The sequence below is a fragment of the Acinetobacter sp. 129952 genome (assembly GCF_056642055.1).
In genome coordinates, this window is the sequence record NZ_JBWVSU010000001.1 from 225,130 (window position 1) to 240,947 (window position 15,818).

Genomic DNA, 15,818 nt, shown 5'->3' on the forward strand with positions numbered 1-15,818 from the left:
TGATCATGGTGGATATCGCAAATACAATTTTAGGCAAAATTGTTGACCGTAAAAAAGAAGAATTTGCCCTACGTTTAAAGCAGAAAAGCTATAAAGATCTGGAAGAACTGGCACAAGGTGCATCACCTGTGCGTGGTTTTGCCCAGTCTTTAGTGTCGAAACGTCCGGGTGTCATTGCTGAAATTAAGAAAGCGTCACCATCTAAGGGCATTATTCGCGAGAACTTTAACCCTGCGGAAATTGCAGCACAGTATCAGGAGGCAGGTGCAGCCTGTTTATCTGTACTGACTGATGTGGATTTTTTTCAGGGTGCTAATGAAAATATTCAGATCGCCCGTTCGCACTGTGACTTGCCTGCGCTGCGTAAAGATTTCCTGATCGATCCTTATGGTGTGATTGAAGCGCGTGCACTACATGCAGACTGTATCTTGCTGATCGTGGCCTGTCTGTCTGATCAGCAGTTAGAAGAAATGTCTAAAACCGCATTTGAGCATAATCTGGATGTACTGGTTGAAGTGCATGATGAAGAAGAACTATCACGTGCTTTAAAGCTTTCTGATCGTTGTCTGCTCGGCGTGAATAACCGTAATTTAAAAACCTTTGATGTCGATTTAAACACATCATTACGTTTGAAAAAATTACTGGACCCTTCACGCCTGCTGGTGACTGAAAGCGGTATTGCTACTCCCGCGGATGTCGCGATGATGCAGGAAAATGATATTCACGCCTTCTTGGTCGGCGAAAGCTTCATGAAACAGCCACGTCCGGATCATGCTTTCCGTGATCTGTTTGGTGAGCCTGAAGTGGTTTAAAGTTGTAAATGCTTACCTAAGCATTAAAAAAGCCCAATCTCAGGATTGGGCTTTTTTATTTTCAATATTGAAAAGTAGACCATAGAATCTCGAGCGTATTTAAAATCCTCAGCAATGTCATGAACGCAATTCAGTTCTCCTTTGTCTATTTTCAGACTATAATTCTTGTAAATTCCGCATCTCCCTTGTTTTTACATTATGAGTAAACACGATTCTTCATTATCTAAAGATCAGTACAACCTGCTGAAATCTTTTAAGAAGCAAATTACACAGCCGCAAACGCCTGCGGTCGTTGCTGCACCTGTTGAAAAGACTGTCGAGCAAGAAGCTTTAGAAGAACTAGAATTATTCCGCAAGCAAATGCAGGGCGTGCAAAAAATTGAATCGGGCAATACGGTTCAACTGGACAAGCCACGCAAGAAAAAGCCGGATGCACAAATCCTGGCAAAGCGTGCAGCGGCTACTGGCCCGATGGAAACAGAGGCAATGGCTTTATCAGATACTCAGGCCATGCTCAATCCTGTCGGGAGTCAGGCCAACTTGAGCTATCGCATCGCCACCTTGCAGCATAAAGTGTTTGAAGACTTGAAAGCCGGTAACTTGCGCTGGTTTGAAGCTGTGGATCTGCATGGCTGTACCGTAGAAGAAGCGCGTCAAGCCGTGCTGCAGATTATCCAGATCGCCAAAGATGAAAACCAGAACGTGATTAAAATCGTACATGGCAAAGGTCCAGAAGCGATTTTAAAAACCTATGTCAACGGCTGGTTGCGTCAGCATCGTGATGTTTTGGCATTTGTCAGTGCACCTGAAAAGCAAGGTGGTACCGGTGCGGTATTGGTTCTGCTCAAACGTGCAGAAAAGAATCCAAAGTTCAAACAGTAAACGGTTTTAGCCTCAAAACAAGGCATTGTAAAAGTTTTCTGCTACAATGCCGTCCTTGTTCATTCTCAGTTTAAGTGAATACGTCATATGACTATGCAGCAATCCTACGCAAACATTCTTACTGCCGTTGGCGAAGATCTAAATCGCCCTGGTCTCAAAGATACGCCTGTGCGCGCTGCGAAAGCATTTTCATATTTAACCTCGGGTTATAGCCAGACACTTGAAGAAGTGACCAACAAGGCGGTCTTCCCTTCCGATAACCGTGAAATGGTACTGGTCAAAAACATCGAATTTTATTCGCTATGTGAGCATCACTTATTGCCATTTTATGGCCGCGTACATATCGCCTATTTGCCAGAAGGTCATGTTTTAGGCCTGTCTAAATTTGCCCGCATTACTGAAATGTTTGCACGCCGTTTGCAGATTCAGGAAAATCTGACTCAGCAAATTGCAGAAGCAGTGGCTGAAGTCACCAAAGCACGCGGTGTTGCAGTAATGATTGATTCTGCGCACATGTGCATGATGATGCGCGGTGTAGGCAAGCAGGAATCAACCACACGTACGGTATCATTTATTGGTGATTTTAAAACCGACAAAGAAACACGTCGTGAATTTTTAAGTGCGGTTCCAGAAAGCTATTAATTATTAAAGCTTAAAAATAAGTTACTCAAAGCCTCGATCATTCGGGGTTTTTTGCTTTTAAAGGAAGAGGATATCAATACTTAATTCAAAAGCTCACTTGCTATAAATAACACCTGGTAACAGGGTTTAAAGACCTGTCCCAAAACTTGCTATGTTTCAGTCTAGAACTCAAACAATTCCTGCTTGTGTTTGCAACAAGCCTACACTTGGATACACGATAAAGTTTTAATCCTGCCGCTCTCCCATTAAAGTAATTTGAAGTTGATATACAGCAAAGCGCTTTATATCTTTCTGATTGATTTTTAATGATAAGGAAAGTAACCATGGCGAATAGTAAAAATAACCAGGCGAAAGACAGCAAAAAATCAGCAAAAACTGCTAAAAAGACCCAAGATGAGAAACTGAAAAAGTCGAATAAGAGTAGTGACAAAGACAGTGATCGCAAAGTCACTAAAAAAGCGGCGAGCAGTAAATCTAAAGCGGCATCTTCTAAGAAAGACAATGCCAGCAAAGATGAAAAAGTGAAGGCGAAGAAAAATTCGAGCTCAAAAGCCAGTGATAAAGCGAAAGACCAAAAGACCTCTTCCGCGAAAAAACCGGCTAAAGCGAAAAGCAGCAACAAGAGTAAAGACGACACTAAAGTGAAAAAGTCTTCTTCAAAAAAATCGGCGCCTGCTAAAAAGCAGTCGAGTAGCTCCTCTAAGAGCAAGTCAACCAAGGCTAAAACCTCGAAGACCAGTTCAAAAAAATCGAAGTAAAATGAAAGCCCCTAGCTCTAAATGACAGGGGCTTTTCTGTATCTTGTCCTTTCGTTTTTATAATTTGTATTAGCTGAAATATTGAGTCATTTTAAATTTCAGAAAAGGCCGAATATGAAGTCATCTGCCAAAGTAACCCCACCAAAACGTCCGTCACGTGTAGTTTCGAATAGTTTTGATTATTCTCTGGACTTTGCAAAGATTAATTTTCGTAAACGACCCGAGCTCTACCGGATTGGCCGTGGTGAACAAGGTGTATTACTGGTTGAGCCTTATAAATCGGAAATCCTGCCACACTGGCGCTTTGCAGATGAAGCAAAAGCCCAGGCCAGTAGCGAGAAAATCTATCAGCTTTTCTTGGACTATTTAAAACAAGAAGATTTTATTGGTGCGGACATGGCACGCAAGTTTTTACAGATGGGTTTTACCCGTGCCCGGCGTTATGCCAACCATAAAGGTGGCAAAAAATACGACGGTCCGGTTCCGGAAGACAAAAAAGGTTTAAGTGGCGCGCATGGCCGTTCCGAGCTGCCCCGCAATCAGGAAGATCCTGTTAAAGCCGCTGCTGCCAAAATTTTTAAACAGAAATGGGATAAAGCTAAAAATCATCCCGAATATCTTCAGCAAAAACAGAAATTTCAGGACTTTATAGAACAGCAGTCTGCAACTGGATAAAAACCTTTCATTTAAACTGAGAGTGGCTGTACGACTGGGTTCAGGGACTGATGAGCATATAGACTCTGTTACGCCCGTTGTTCTTGGCCATATACAAGGCAGAATCTGCCACATTCAGGAAGCGCTGATAATCCGGATGTCCATCATAAAGCACACAACCAATACTGACCGTAAATTTAAACTGCTGACCTTGTGCCGAATTAATCATGCCATTTTCAATATATTTACGAATACTTTCGGCGATATTGAGGGCACGTTTCTCATCAGTATCCACCAGTAATAGCAAAAACTCTTCGCCGCCGACCCGGAAAGCATAATCACTGCCGTGACTGTATTTTTGCAATGCTTCGGCCAGAAATTTCAAGGCCAGATCACCTGCTGCATGTCCAAATTTGTCATTAATACTTTTGAAATAGTCGGCATCAATGGCAAGTAAAGACAAAGGCGTATGATTCTTGCGGGAAAAAGTGATTTCACGTGAAATAATCGTATTCAAATAACGACGATTCAATAACTGGGTCAATGAATCATTACCGGATTCAATATATTCGGCCACCTGAAATAACTGATCTACCAACAACTGAATTTCGCGGTTCAAGTCACGGATCTGCTGGATCAGTCCCAGCATATTGTTTTTGTCCGTACAGTCCATAATATCTTGATTAAGTTCATCGACTTGATAAATTCGCTCAATGATTAAATCGACCTGATCAGAACCGGTAAAAGCATAAGAGGCTTTATGAATAAACCATAAACCAAACTCCGACTTGGACAACATCGGATGATTCAATTTTTCATGCTCAGAAAAGACTTTGAACATGAGTTCATTTTCCCAGTCCAGTAATGAGCTACGCTGTTTATCTTTTTGTACGGCCACATCCTGCATCGCTGAAAAAACACGATAACTGTGTTTAATTTCCTGATTCATGGCTGTTTTAGCTTCATAAGATCGGCACATGACTTCTGTGGCAAATCCCATGATCTGGACAATATAACTGCAGGTGGTCAACATACTGTGGTGAGGATTCTCATCCAGCAGTTCAAACATTTTACGCTCAATTTCACGTACACCGCGCATAATCAGCCAGGATGGAATTCCGACACGCGCATGCACATGCCCCACCATCGCCTGTTTCTGCACGGCATCGGCATAGCGTTTATTAATTCCTACACTAAAGCTTTCAAGTAGCCAGGCATTTAAAGTGTCGCGCAAGCGCTGTTGAATCAAGTCATCAGAAAAGAATTCTGCAGATTCCTTTTCAATGAGCATGTTTTTATAGAATTCTTCCACCAGAATCAGGGAATGATCTTGAATAAAGTGAAAGGCATGCAATAAGTCATCAGATGAATAATTTTGACAGATCTGTTCCCATTGCTCGGCCAGTCTTGCCATGCATTCATTATTCATACTGTCTGTTCCCCAAAACCTTGCTATTTTTACTCAAATTATGTGACAAATATAACAAATATCAGGTATTTTTCCTAAAATATCGACCAGATTATTTGTACCCAACCTAGCCAATTTTTTTATACAAGGGAAAACCGAACAGCAGCCTCATGGATACACAGCACTTTATGAATAGTGTTAATCAGTTTTGACTCAATCTTAAAAATACCGGATCAAACCAAGAATCCATTGATCCCAGTCTTTGGCTTGTTGCTGCTGATATTCCCAAGACAGCCGAAGTGCATGTTGTGGATTGAATGCATATTGGAGTTCAGTATTCAGTTTCAGCTGCCAGCGATGCGAATCTTCCCAATAAGGCAGTTCCACCTGCACCAGACTGTTAATCTGATCGCTCCAGATATTCTGACAACCCACGGTGGGGCCTGCACCTACGCGCCAGCCTTGATCAAGTGTCTTGCCTGCCTGTAGCTGAGTTTGCATTTGTGCATAACATAGATGTTCACGGCTGACATTTGCCCAGCTATAACCGACCTGAGTTTTTAAGCTGGCAACGCCATGCTGCTCATCTTCACTAAACTGGCCATGCGCATTCAGTGCTTCCTGTTGCCAGCCCAGATTAAAACCCCAGGACAATGGCGTATTAAACGGATTGACGGGGTTATAGGAATTGACAGTCAATAGATCCAGATGCTCCAGTTTGAGTTCACTGTCACGATATTGCAAAGCCCCATCCAGAAACAGCAATTGTGTGCCGGTTCGAAAACCGCCTTGCGGGTCGATGAGATCATGATAGGCTTGCCGATGCCCTAGCTGGACAAAGGATTCACCCTGAACCTGTCCGGCCTGAAGACTGATATTCCGTGCATGATGGCTTTGTACCGGGTCTATTTTTGGACGTTCAGGCGCTTTACGCTGCTTCTCGATATTCAGCTGACTTCTTAAGCCCAGTAACTTGCGAAAACGTGGTTGAGCAAAAGATTCATCGACTTTTTGTCGGAGAAAGTCCAGATATAAATGATCATAGGCCATTTCCAGAATTTTGGCCTGATCTTCTGCCGGATAGGGCTGCAAGATTGAAGGCATTGCACCTGTTTCTGCATAAGCCAGCTGATGCGCAGTTTTTGCCAGCGCTTTGCCATGCTGTCTGGACTGTGCCAGCAATTGAGTTTCAAGCGCCGGACGGTAAACTTTCTGTTTGATCAAGCCCTGCTGTTCTACTACTTTTAGTGTTTCAATCGGAATCGCAGTCGAATTAAACTGTTTCTGTAGATTTAGCTCGGGACGTACCAGATCAAACAGTCCCAGTAGGCGATAAGCGCAATTATCACTGATAAAATAATAAGGGAAACTTACATTTTGCATTTCCCAGAGATGCTGTACCAAAAACCTGGTTTCTTGCGGACTTAAGTTTAATTCATATTCCCACAAATCCCGGCTTTCAAAGTCACCATACTCTTTGACCTTGCGGTAATACGGCATCAGTGAATATTCACCCGGATATTGTCCAGTCAGCCCTTTCCAGGCAAAGGACCAGTTGTCATTGCCATCGACCGTCGCAGCATAGTTGACCGCATAAGAAATCAGATTGAGTTGTTGCTGGTCTTTAGGGTCCAGACGCAACAAGGTATGACCAAACATCGAGCTGGGATTACCCATAAAATCCGTGGCATAGATCAGGGTTGCCTGATAAGGCTTGACCTCGCCAATCCATTTATCCAAATCCGGGCAACTGACCGCAGGCAATTGTTGCTCGGAAATATTCAATTGCTGCATTAACCAGCTGCTGCGTGCAGGAAACTTACAGCGGACGGACTGATTCGGCTCTGCGCTCAGGAATAAAGCCTGAATGTTATGCTGCATTTCTTTTTTTAGATCAGTTTTTCCCTGCTCTGCCAGGAAATAGCCCGAATAGTTAACCTCGCTATGACCTTGGGGATTGGCATACATGAGACGTTGCCAGGTAGTGCTCTGATCCAGATGCTGAGTTTCGGCCTGAGCGATATAATGCTGGATGTCTGGATTAATTTCGCTAGAAAAACTTAAAGGGCTGAATGTCAGGCCCAACATGAAGAACGCATATTTCATTCAGTTAACTTATTCTCATCAATTTCTTTTAGTCATAAGAAAACCCTGCCAGAACAGCAGGGTTTTTAGGGTGCGGATCAGATGTAGGATTTCAATACTTCATCTTTGGCCATCACAGTTTGTAAGGTGCTTAAAACTTGTAATGTATTCTGGTTTTCTTCGGAATAAATTTCAGAGAAATTCTGCTTGGAAACGCTAAAGAAACGAGCTTTATCTTCAGATTTAATATTCAAAAGTTCAGCCAGAACATTCAGGCTTTCACCCTCTCCAACTGCCATATCACGCGCCAATGTTTCAGCGTTTTCATTGGTAAAGGTCACCACTTGAGCGGTTACGGTACCGCCCTGGCTACAACCTAAAGTACCAAAAGTGATCCCGAGCCACTGATTCGTGAACAGAACGTTGGTCGTACCTGCAAAGAGTTTAGGAATAATACCAGACTGACCCGCCCACACCTGGCTTCCGATACCACAACCGACATCTCGGTCAGCCATCGCCATGCTTGAACCTGTCGCCAATACCGCCGCCAGCATAATTTTTTTCAACATAGTTATTCTCCAATTATTCTCATGCAATCTTTGTTATTACTCTAATAATGTAATTTAAATTACATACTCAGCAGAGTAGCGACAAGTCAAGTTTGGCGCAATTGAAAAAATGTATGCTTTACATAAACATAACCTGATTGATTTTACTGTTCCTTGAGCGCCCAATCGCCTTGTGAATTACGCTGTCCCAAGATTTTCAGTACTAACACCAGACTCAGCAATAACAACAAATACCAGGAGCCCAGTTTGCCCCATCCCACCATATGCCATTGCTCAATCTGGCTTGGATAGAGCCAGATCTGGTAAAAGGTACTGATGTTCTCGGCAATCCAGATAATAAACGCCAGAATCAGCAGTACGGGTAACATCGGCAACTGAAAAGTATGCCGATTCAGCTGAAAGCGAATTCTGGTTTTCCAGAACATCAGCACGCTCCAGACAAATAAAATCACCCGATAATCGGGAATAAAAAACTTGCTCATAAAGTTGATATAAGACAAGACAGCCAATGTCAGCATATGGCTAAAACGCGGCAATTTTTCAAATGAAACCTGATATAGACGTAAAGAGCGCGCAAAAAAACTGCCGACCGCAGAATACATAAAACCGGCAAATAAAGGCACGGTCAGGATTTTAAATATTGCGGGTTGAGGGTAATGCCAGGAAGCAATTGCCGGATGGGTCAGGAAGATTTCCATCACCATGGCCATGAGATGAAATAACGCAATCACTTTGGCTTCAGCCCAGGATTCCAGTTTGGTATAGAGCAATATCACCTGAATCAGCAAAGCAAAAAAAAGCAGATAGTCATACCGGTAAAAACCAAAGAAGAGATCGCTGCCCATAGAAGCAGTCAGCGCAAAAGCGAGCAGGAGTAAAATCCCAAATAAGGCAGCCGAAGCTGCCTTATAAGTAAATTCAAACCCTGATTTGAATAGATCGATCAAGGTTTACATCCTAAAGATATTTGGCACTATACTCATGTACGGTATCAATAAATGCTTTTGGATTCGCCGGATCAACCCACTGGGTAATACCATGACCTAAATTGGCAACATAACCGGTTTTCTCGCCATTGGCATAGGCATCATCCAGCATGGCTTTTGTCGCTTTAATGATGGTGTCTGATGAACCATATAAAGTTGCAGGATCCAGGTTACCCTGAAGTGCTGCACGACCAGCAACCGTTTGACGAGCGACATTCAATGGCGTGGTCCAGTCCAGACCAAATGCATCTGCGCCTGTCGTAATCATCGGTTCCAACCATTGACCGCCACCTTTGGTAAACAGAATTACCGGAATCTTGCGGCCGTCTTTCTCACGTTGCAAACCAGCGACAATCTTCTGCATATAGTTCAGCGAGAACTCGATATATTCACGATGTGCTAATGCCCCACCCCAACTATCAAAGATCTGTACCGCTTGTGCACCCGCATCGATCTGCGCATTCAAATATTCAGTCACTGCATCAGCCAGACGATCCAGTAAAGCATGCAAAACTTCAGGCTGCGCATACATCATCTGTTTGGTAAAACGGAAATCCTTGCTTGAACCGCCTTCGACCATATACGTTGCCAGAGTCCATGGACTGCCCGAGAAACCAATCAGAGGAACCTGACCGCCCAAGGCTGAACGAATGGTCGAAACGGCATTCATCACATAATCCAGATCCGACTTGGCATTAAATGCAGGCAGATTGGCGACATCCTGTTCGGTACGGATGGTCTTGTGAAATTTCGGGCCTTCACCGGCTTCAAAATACAGCCCCAGTCCCAAAGCATCCGGAACCGTCAAGATATCCGAGAATAAAATCGCGGCATCAAGATCATAACGGCGTAAAGGCTGCAAAGTTACTTCACAGGCCAGTTCAGTATTCTTGCAAAGCGAAAGGAAATCTCCTGCCTTGGTACGCGTTTCGCGGTACTCAGGCAAATAACGGCCAGCCTGACGCATCATCCATACTGGCGTAGCATCTACAGGCTCACGCAACAATGCGCGCAGAAAACGATCATTTTTTAAGGTCGTCATTCACATTCCCATCTTTCTTTGACATTGCCAACATCATAGCAAAAAGGCCGCAGTTTTAATAACTTCTGGCAACTTTAAAAACCGATCGGATTGAACGGCAACCTAGTGATTTACACAAAACAACTACTGCATCTCCACATTTTTTCTGTAATACTTATAGTGTTTTTTCACATAGTTAAAGAAATAATTCTTAAGGTTGAGTTACATGTTCGTTCGCACAATGCTCGCTGTGAGTCTAGGTTGCATTTTCGCAGGTCAAGTTTTTGCCGCGTCTACTGCTGAACAACCATTAAAACCCCAAGTGGTGACTGATGTTGCAGTGCAAGATCCGATTGATCCATTAGCAACTGAAGCTTCAGCGGCCCAAGCAGCACCTGCAGAAGCGCAAATTACCGCACAAGAACAACAAGACTTAAAACAGGCATCTGAAGCGCTGAATGAGCTACAGGATACCGAAGATCAGACTGCTTCTATTGGCGCAGCACCAAATACCAAAGCACCGACTAACTCTGCAGCGACCAAAGCTTCGTGGACTTTAGACGGCTTAAATAATGCCCAGTGGTATGAAAATATCGGTGCAGGTCAATTCCCAGTTTACGCACGTGCACATGTCATGCTGAATAATGCCCATGCATCACCGGGGGCGATTGACGGAACCAGCGGTAAAAACACACTAAAAGCCATTGCATCTTTCCAGCAAATGAATGGCATTAAACCGACAGGTGTTTTGACTCAGGAAACCTGGGATAAACTGGTGGCACGTCAGGGTTCTAAGCCAACCTTTGTTGAATACACTATTACTGAAAAAGATCTGGCAGGCCCATTTGCCAAATCTATTCCTTCAGATTATGCGTTACAGGCGAAAATGAAAGGCCTGTACTACACACGTGTCAGTGAAATGTTAAGTGAAAAATTCCATATGGATGAGAATTTTTTAAAGAAACTCAATCCAAATGCCAACTTTAATAAAGTTGGTGAAAAATTACTGGTCAGTAATGTACGTAATGACTTGCCTGAAGGTATTCACTTGATTGTTGCACATAAAGGCGCGAAACAACTGTACTTATTTAACAGTAAAAATCAAATGATCGCGTCATTCCCTGCCACCATTGGTAGTGCGGATACACCATCTCCAACCGGAACCTATAAAGTAACAGGTGTTGCACCAAACCCTTGGTACAGCTATTCACCGTCTAACTTTGTACAAGGTAAAAACTTAAAACCACTATCTTTACCACCGGGTCCTAACGGTCCTGTCGGGAATATCTGGATTGGTTTAAGCAAGAAATCATTTGGTATTCACGGAACACCAAACCCGTCTACCATTTCGAAAACAGCGTCACATGGTTGTATTCGTTTGACTAACTGGGATGCCAATGATCTTGGCCGTAAAGTCAAATCTGGGGTAACGGTTCGTTTCTTAGAATGATGATCGGTCTGCCGATTTGAATAAAAATAGCCTGCTTTTGAGCGGGCTTTTTTATTCCTTATGTTTACTTTCAGCTCTGTCGTTGCAAAAATGCAATGATCTGTCGCCTATTTGAGATTTTTTCAGTTATAAAACGACAGTATGATGATCTCAAGTTAAAAATAATGTCGAGATAAAATCATGAATGCTTTTCTACATCCTAGCGAAAATCGTGGTCATGTAAAAATGGGCTGGCTGGAGTCTAAACACAGTTTCTCATTTGGTAACTGGTATAACCCAAAGTATATGGGTGTCAGCGCTTTACGTGTCATTAATGATGACCTGATTGATGGACATCAGGGTTTTGGAACGCATCCACATGACAATATGGAAATCCTGACCTGTGTGCTGAAAGGAACCATTACCCATCAGGACAGCATGGGCAATCATGGCGGAATCGCTGCGGGTGAATGGCAACTGATGAGTGCAGGAACAGGTGTGCGGCACAGTGAAATGAACCAAGGCGACGAACAGGTCCATTTACTGCAAATCTGGATTATTCCAAATGAACGTGATGCCAAGCCGAACTATCAGCAAATCCGTCTTGACCCGCATGAGCAACCGAACCAGTGGCATTTGATTTGTGGTCCGAATGACAATGCACCGATGCATATTCGTCAGAATGCCGAAGTCAAAACTGCGGTGATTCAGCAAGGCCAAAGTCTGGAAGTGAAAGCGACCCAGCATATTAATTATGTACATGTTGTTTCTGGCACTGTCCAGATCGCTGAACATACAGTTGAAGCTGGCGGCGCAATTGCTTTTCTAGATGATACAGAAATTAAAGCAAGCGAAGATGCGCAAGTGATCTGGTTTGATTTGCCGGAAGTACCCAACTAAGCTTTTAAAGCTCTCAGCTCTAATGGCTATTGATCCCAGTGATTAATAGCCATTTTTTATACGTATAATCATGAATAAAAAATAATAGTTCGCAAAATCATAATAAGGCTGCTTAACCAATAAAATTATGCCTACGACCTATACAAATCCAACCAATTCTCATCACATTTTTACCTAAGCAATGCATTATTTAGGTGAATATAAACTGATCCCTTTCCATGGAATCCAGTGCTGTATAGCTTTGATCATTCACGACTGGTTTGATATTGTCTTTTGCAGGCATAAAGTGAATTAATCTTTTCATGTAGGTTAAATAAATAGAAGAGCATATCCGTATGAACCAAATTTTAGAGATTCAAAGCAGCCCGCAGCAAGCTTTGCTTTATTTATTAGCCTTTTTAAAACAACAAGATTATCAGTTTACGACCATTACACCGCTTTCCCACCAGCGAATTCTGAATCGAAAAAAGAATGAAATTTATAAGTACAGAACTCATCAGGATATCTTTGGCTGGAATCTAAACTTTAAAAAAACTGATCTTGATTCTGCCCTTTTTACATTATTGCAAGAACATCAGCTTCTACAGGTACAGGAAGATCAATACTTGAGTCAGGTTCGGGTTTCTTCACTCGATGGCGAACTCTTTATTCATTCAGCTTTTCCAACCACTCAGCAAGATGCGGTATTTTTCGGTCCGGATACGTATCGCTTTATCTATCATCTCAAGCAATATCTAGCTGCTCAGCCTCGCCCTTTTAAACGGGTCGTGGAAATGTGTTGTGGCACTTCAGCAGCCGCGATCAGCATTGCCAGACATTTTCCAGATGTGAATGAAATGATGGTTGCAGACCTGAATCCCAAAGCCTTGCTCTATAGCCAGATTAATATCAGTTTTGCCGGCTTAAACCATATTCATCCGGTGCAGAGTAATTTATTTTCCAATCTTGATGGAAAATTTGATCTGATTTTTGCTAATCCACCGTATTTAATTGATCCCGAACAACGTCAATATCGTCATGGCGGTAATGCGCTGGATGGCTGTGATTTATCATTCAGGATTATAAAAGAAGGTCTACAGCGCCTGAATTCTGGCGGACATTTATTTCTATATACCGGTGTGACCGTGACTGAACATGGCAATCTGTTTTTGCAGCATCTTAAAGATTTGATGAAACAGCATCAAAATATAATCTGGTCCTATGAAGAAATTGACCCGGATATTTTTGGTGAAGAACTGGAACAACCGGCTTACCAACATGTGGAAAGAATTGCGTTGGCATTAATCAAAATTGAAGTAGGCAATTAAAGAATATTTATTAATTATGAAATTTTAAAATTTTGACTTTGTTCGCTATCAGCTTATTTTAAATCGTTTTATTAAAATCATAGAAATAAAAAAACCCCAATCTTTCGACTGGGGTTTTTAAAATTTGGCGGAAGCGGTGAGATTCGAACTCACGGAGGACTCACACCCTCGTCGGTTTTCAAGACCGGTGCATTAAACCGCTCTGCCACGCTTCCATGGGCGCAATAATACGGAGCTTTTGTCCGGCTGACAAGTGAAAATTACAGTGAATGCAATCAACTGCATATAGTTTCATCAAATCCTTACAGTTTTGCTGCTAATTCCGCTCCCTCACGAATGGCGCGCTTGGCATCGAGTTCAGCAGCCAGTTTTGCACCGCCAATAATATGATACTGCGCCAAGGTATTTTCCCCAGCACTCGGCATCAGGTCTTTTACCGATTCCTGACCTGCACATACCACAATGGTATCCACACGCAATAATTGAGCATGACCATCCACCTCAATCCATAAACCTTCATCCGTGACAGATTTATATTGCACGCCGCGCAACATCCGCACAGCATGTTTTTTTAACTGGGCACGATGTACCCAGCCTGAAGTCTTGCCCAGTCCTGCGCCAAGTGGTGTTTTTTTACGTTGTAATAAATAAATTTCCCGTACTGGTGGTTCGACTTCAGCACGCTGTAACCCGCCTTCAGTCACATAATCTGGTTGGGAATCAACACCCCATTCACGTTTCCACTCATCCACAGGTTGCGGCTGTACCTGATGCGGCGGCTTTAATAAAAACTCCGACACATCAAAACCAATACCACCCGCGCCGATGACCGCAACACGATCACCGACAGGCGCGCCGCGTAGCACTTCTGCATAAGACAAGACTTGTGGTGCCTGACTGCCTTCGATATTCAAGGCACGCGGCACGACACCTGTAGCCACAATCACCTCATCAAAACCTTCACGCTCCAACTGCTCGCGATTGACACGGGTATTGAGACGCAGATCAACTCCGGTTTTTTCTAGCTGCACTTTAAAATAACGAATCGTTTCGTGAAATTCCTCTTTCCCTGGAATGACTTTAGCCAGGTTGAACTGCCCGCCTACTTCATGATTGGCCTCAAACAGCGTCACATCATGCCCGCGACTGGCTGCGACCGTAGCAGCAGACAGACCTGCAACTCCCCCGCCAATCACTGCAATACTTTTCGGTTTTTTGGTTTTGATATAAACCAGTTCGGTTTCATAAGCGGCACGCGGATTGACCAGACAGGTTGCCCGCTGGTTTTTAAAGGTATGATCCAGACAAGCCTGATTACAGGCAATACAGGTATTGATTTCATCAACACGATTGGTCGCGGTTTTATTGACCCAGAAAGCATCGGCCAAAAGTGGACGTGCCATCTGCACCATATCTGCCTGACCAGAGGCCAGAATCGCCTCGGCAGTGTCTGGCATATTGATCCGGTTGGATGCAATCACCGGCACTGAAACATGTTTTTTGACTTCAGCGGTATAATCAACAAAAGCAGCTCGCGGTACAGAAGTCACAATGGTGGGAATACGTGCTTCATGCCAGCCAATCCCGGTATTGAGCAAAGTAATTCCTGCCTTTTCCAAAGCTATAGCTACGGTAATCACTTCCTGCATGGTATTGCCATCATGTACCAAATCGAGAAGCGACAAACGGAAACAGATAATAAATTTTTCGCCAATTTCCTCGCGAATGGCTTTGACAATTTCTACGGCAAAACGCATCCGGTTTTCGATCGGGCCACCCCAACGGTCGGTACGCTGATTGACCTGACGGCTTAAAAACTGATTCAGTAAATAGCCTTCCGAACCCATGATTTCCACGCCATCATAGCCGGCTTTTTTGGCAATACTGGCAGTTTTTACATAATCCTGAATGGTATTCAGGATCTGTTTATCTGACATTTCACGCGGTTTAAAAGGAGAAATCGGCGATTTGATTGGACTTGCCGACACCACAAAAGGCTGATAGCCATAACGTCCGGCATGCAGAATTTGCAAAAGAATTTTGGCACCATGTTTATGCACTGCATGCGTCACCAGACGATGTGGCGCAATATCGCCCAAGGTATTCATGGTGCCGCCTGCCGGCAACAACCAGCCTTGACGGTTTGGCGATATTCCACCCGTAATCAGCAAACCTACGCCACCCTTGGCACGTTCGCCAAAATACGCTGCAAGTTTAGGATAATTATAGAAGCGGTCTTCCAGACCAGTATGCATCGACCCCATCACCACCCGGTTTTTAATGGTGGTAAAACCTAAATGCAGTGGTTTTAAAATGTTGGCATAGCGCGTCGTGGTCATAACAAATCCCTGATTATATTTGGCTG

At 43.4% G+C, this 15,818-nt stretch carries 14 protein-coding genes and 1 tRNA gene; 8 read left to right on the top strand and 7 right to left on the bottom strand.

Translation table 11 applies throughout. The features are described 5' to 3' along the window. The first annotated feature begins 5 nt into the window (after positions 1-5). From trpC to AC1IR0_RS01125, 5 genes are all read left to right on the top strand, one after another. Positions 6-812, top strand: coding sequence for an indole-3-glycerol phosphate synthase TrpC (trpC, locus tag AC1IR0_RS01105; protein ID WP_409652678.1), 807 nt, complete (start codon positions 6-8; stop codon positions 810-812). Between the two features lie 198 nt (positions 813-1,010). Continuing rightward, the gene (locus AC1IR0_RS01110) at positions 1,011-1,694 is read left to right on the top strand and encodes a Smr/MutS family protein (protein WP_004646397.1); all 684 of its coding nucleotides are present in this window, start codon (positions 1,011-1,013) and stop codon (positions 1,692-1,694) included. 93 nt (positions 1,695-1,787) lie between these two features. Continuing rightward, entirely contained in the window at positions 1,788-2,336 is a 549-nt protein-coding gene (gene folE, locus AC1IR0_RS01115; RefSeq protein ID WP_004730181.1) for a GTP cyclohydrolase I FolE, read from the top strand. 323 nt (positions 2,337-2,659) lie between these two features. Further along, on the top strand, positions 2,660-3,094 hold the full coding sequence (locus tag AC1IR0_RS01120) for a hypothetical protein (protein WP_004646396.1): 435 nt from the start codon (positions 2,660-2,662) through the stop codon (positions 3,092-3,094). 114 nt (positions 3,095-3,208) lie between these two features. Beyond that, on the top strand, positions 3,209-3,769 hold the full coding sequence (locus tag AC1IR0_RS01125; protein WP_314106938.1) for a DUF4385 domain-containing protein: 561 nt from the start codon (positions 3,209-3,211) through the stop codon (positions 3,767-3,769). Between the two features lie 40 nt (positions 3,770-3,809). Here the strand turns inward: AC1IR0_RS01125 and AC1IR0_RS01130 are convergent, their stop codons facing one another. From AC1IR0_RS01130 to hemE, 5 genes are all read right to left on the bottom strand, one after another. Further along, positions 3,810-5,177 carry a diguanylate cyclase gene (locus AC1IR0_RS01130; protein WP_479741104.1) on the bottom strand — a complete coding sequence of 456 codons (1,368 nt, stop codon included), beginning with the start codon at positions 5,175-5,177 and terminating at the stop codon, positions 3,810-3,812. Positions 5,178-5,375: 198 nt separating this feature from the next. Beyond that, the gene (locus AC1IR0_RS01135) at positions 5,376-7,262 is read right to left on the bottom strand and encodes an Lnb N-terminal periplasmic domain-containing protein (protein WP_479741105.1); all 1,887 of its coding nucleotides are present in this window, start codon (positions 7,260-7,262) and stop codon (positions 5,376-5,378) included. 77 nt (positions 7,263-7,339) lie between these two features. Beyond that, entirely contained in the window at positions 7,340-7,810 is a 471-nt protein-coding gene (locus tag AC1IR0_RS01140; RefSeq protein ID WP_004646390.1) for a DUF3015 family protein, read from the bottom strand. Positions 7,811-7,953: 143 nt separating this feature from the next. Beyond that, on the bottom strand, positions 7,954-8,757 hold the full coding sequence (locus AC1IR0_RS01145) for a DUF817 family protein (RefSeq protein ID WP_004646389.1): 804 nt from the start codon (positions 8,755-8,757) through the stop codon (positions 7,954-7,956). Between the two features lie 10 nt (positions 8,758-8,767). Then, complete coding sequence (gene hemE, locus AC1IR0_RS01150; RefSeq protein ID WP_005246858.1) at positions 8,768-9,838, bottom strand: uroporphyrinogen decarboxylase; 1,071 nt, start codon at positions 9,836-9,838, stop codon at positions 8,768-8,770. A gap of 205 nt (positions 9,839-10,043) precedes the next feature. Here hemE and AC1IR0_RS01155 point away from each other — a divergent pair, with 205 nt between their 5' ends. The 3 genes from AC1IR0_RS01155 (at position 10,044) to AC1IR0_RS01165 (ending at position 13,453) form a co-directional block, all read left to right on the top strand. Next, positions 10,044-11,267, top strand: coding sequence for a L,D-transpeptidase family protein (locus tag AC1IR0_RS01155; RefSeq protein WP_409652665.1), 1,224 nt, complete (start codon positions 10,044-10,046; stop codon positions 11,265-11,267). Positions 11,268-11,447: 180 nt separating this feature from the next. Then, a complete protein-coding gene (locus AC1IR0_RS01160; RefSeq protein ID WP_114541932.1) occupies positions 11,448-12,146 on the top strand; it encodes a pirin family protein in 699 nt (232 codons plus the stop codon). A gap of 335 nt (positions 12,147-12,481) precedes the next feature. Further along, a complete protein-coding gene (locus AC1IR0_RS01165; RefSeq protein WP_409652660.1) occupies positions 12,482-13,453 on the top strand; it encodes a methyltransferase in 972 nt (323 codons plus the stop codon). Positions 13,454-13,578: 125 nt separating this feature from the next. Here AC1IR0_RS01165 and AC1IR0_RS01170 read toward each other — a convergent pair. Continuing rightward, a tRNA-Ser gene (locus AC1IR0_RS01170) sits at positions 13,579-13,668 on the bottom strand. Between the two features lie 87 nt (positions 13,669-13,755). Further along, positions 13,756-15,792, bottom strand: a complete 2,037-nt coding sequence (locus AC1IR0_RS01175; RefSeq protein WP_479741106.1) for an FAD-dependent oxidoreductase — start codon at positions 15,790-15,792, stop codon at positions 13,756-13,758. Between the last annotated feature and the right edge of the window lie 26 nt (positions 15,793-15,818).

Bases quoted from the DNA above. Each gene is read 5' to 3' on its own strand.
- AC1IR0_RS01160 (WP_114541932.1), top strand. From the start codon at position 11,448: ATGAATGCTTTTCTACATCCTAGCGAAAATCGTGGTCATGTAAAAATG.
- AC1IR0_RS01135 (WP_479741105.1), bottom strand. From the start codon at position 7,262: ATGAAATATGCGTTCTTCATGTTGGGCCTGACATTCAGCCCTTTAAGT.
- folE (WP_004730181.1), top strand. From the start codon at position 1,788: ATGCAGCAATCCTACGCAAACATTCTTACTGCCGTTGGCGAAGATCTA.
- hemE (WP_005246858.1), bottom strand. From the start codon at position 9,838: ATGACGACCTTAAAAAATGATCGTTTTCTGCGCGCATTGTTGCGTGAG.
- AC1IR0_RS01175 (WP_479741106.1), bottom strand. From the start codon at position 15,792: ATGACCACGACGCGCTATGCCAACATTTTAAAACCACTGCATTTAGGT.
- AC1IR0_RS01120 (WP_004646396.1), top strand. From the start codon at position 2,660: ATGGCGAATAGTAAAAATAACCAGGCGAAAGACAGCAAAAAATCAGCA.
- AC1IR0_RS01165 (WP_409652660.1), top strand. From the start codon at position 12,482: ATGAACCAAATTTTAGAGATTCAAAGCAGCCCGCAGCAAGCTTTGCTT.
- AC1IR0_RS01155 (WP_409652665.1), top strand. From the start codon at position 10,044: ATGTTCGTTCGCACAATGCTCGCTGTGAGTCTAGGTTGCATTTTCGCA.
- AC1IR0_RS01140 (WP_004646390.1), bottom strand. From the start codon at position 7,810: ATGTTGAAAAAAATTATGCTGGCGGCGGTATTGGCGACAGGTTCAAGC.
- AC1IR0_RS01110 (WP_004646397.1), top strand. From the start codon at position 1,011: ATGAGTAAACACGATTCTTCATTATCTAAAGATCAGTACAACCTGCTG.
- AC1IR0_RS01130 (WP_479741104.1), bottom strand. From the start codon at position 5,177: ATGAATAATGAATGCATGGCAAGACTGGCCGAGCAATGGGAACAGATC.
- trpC (WP_409652678.1), top strand. From the start codon at position 6: ATGGTGGATATCGCAAATACAATTTTAGGCAAAATTGTTGACCGTAAA.
- AC1IR0_RS01125 (WP_314106938.1), top strand. From the start codon at position 3,209: ATGAAGTCATCTGCCAAAGTAACCCCACCAAAACGTCCGTCACGTGTA.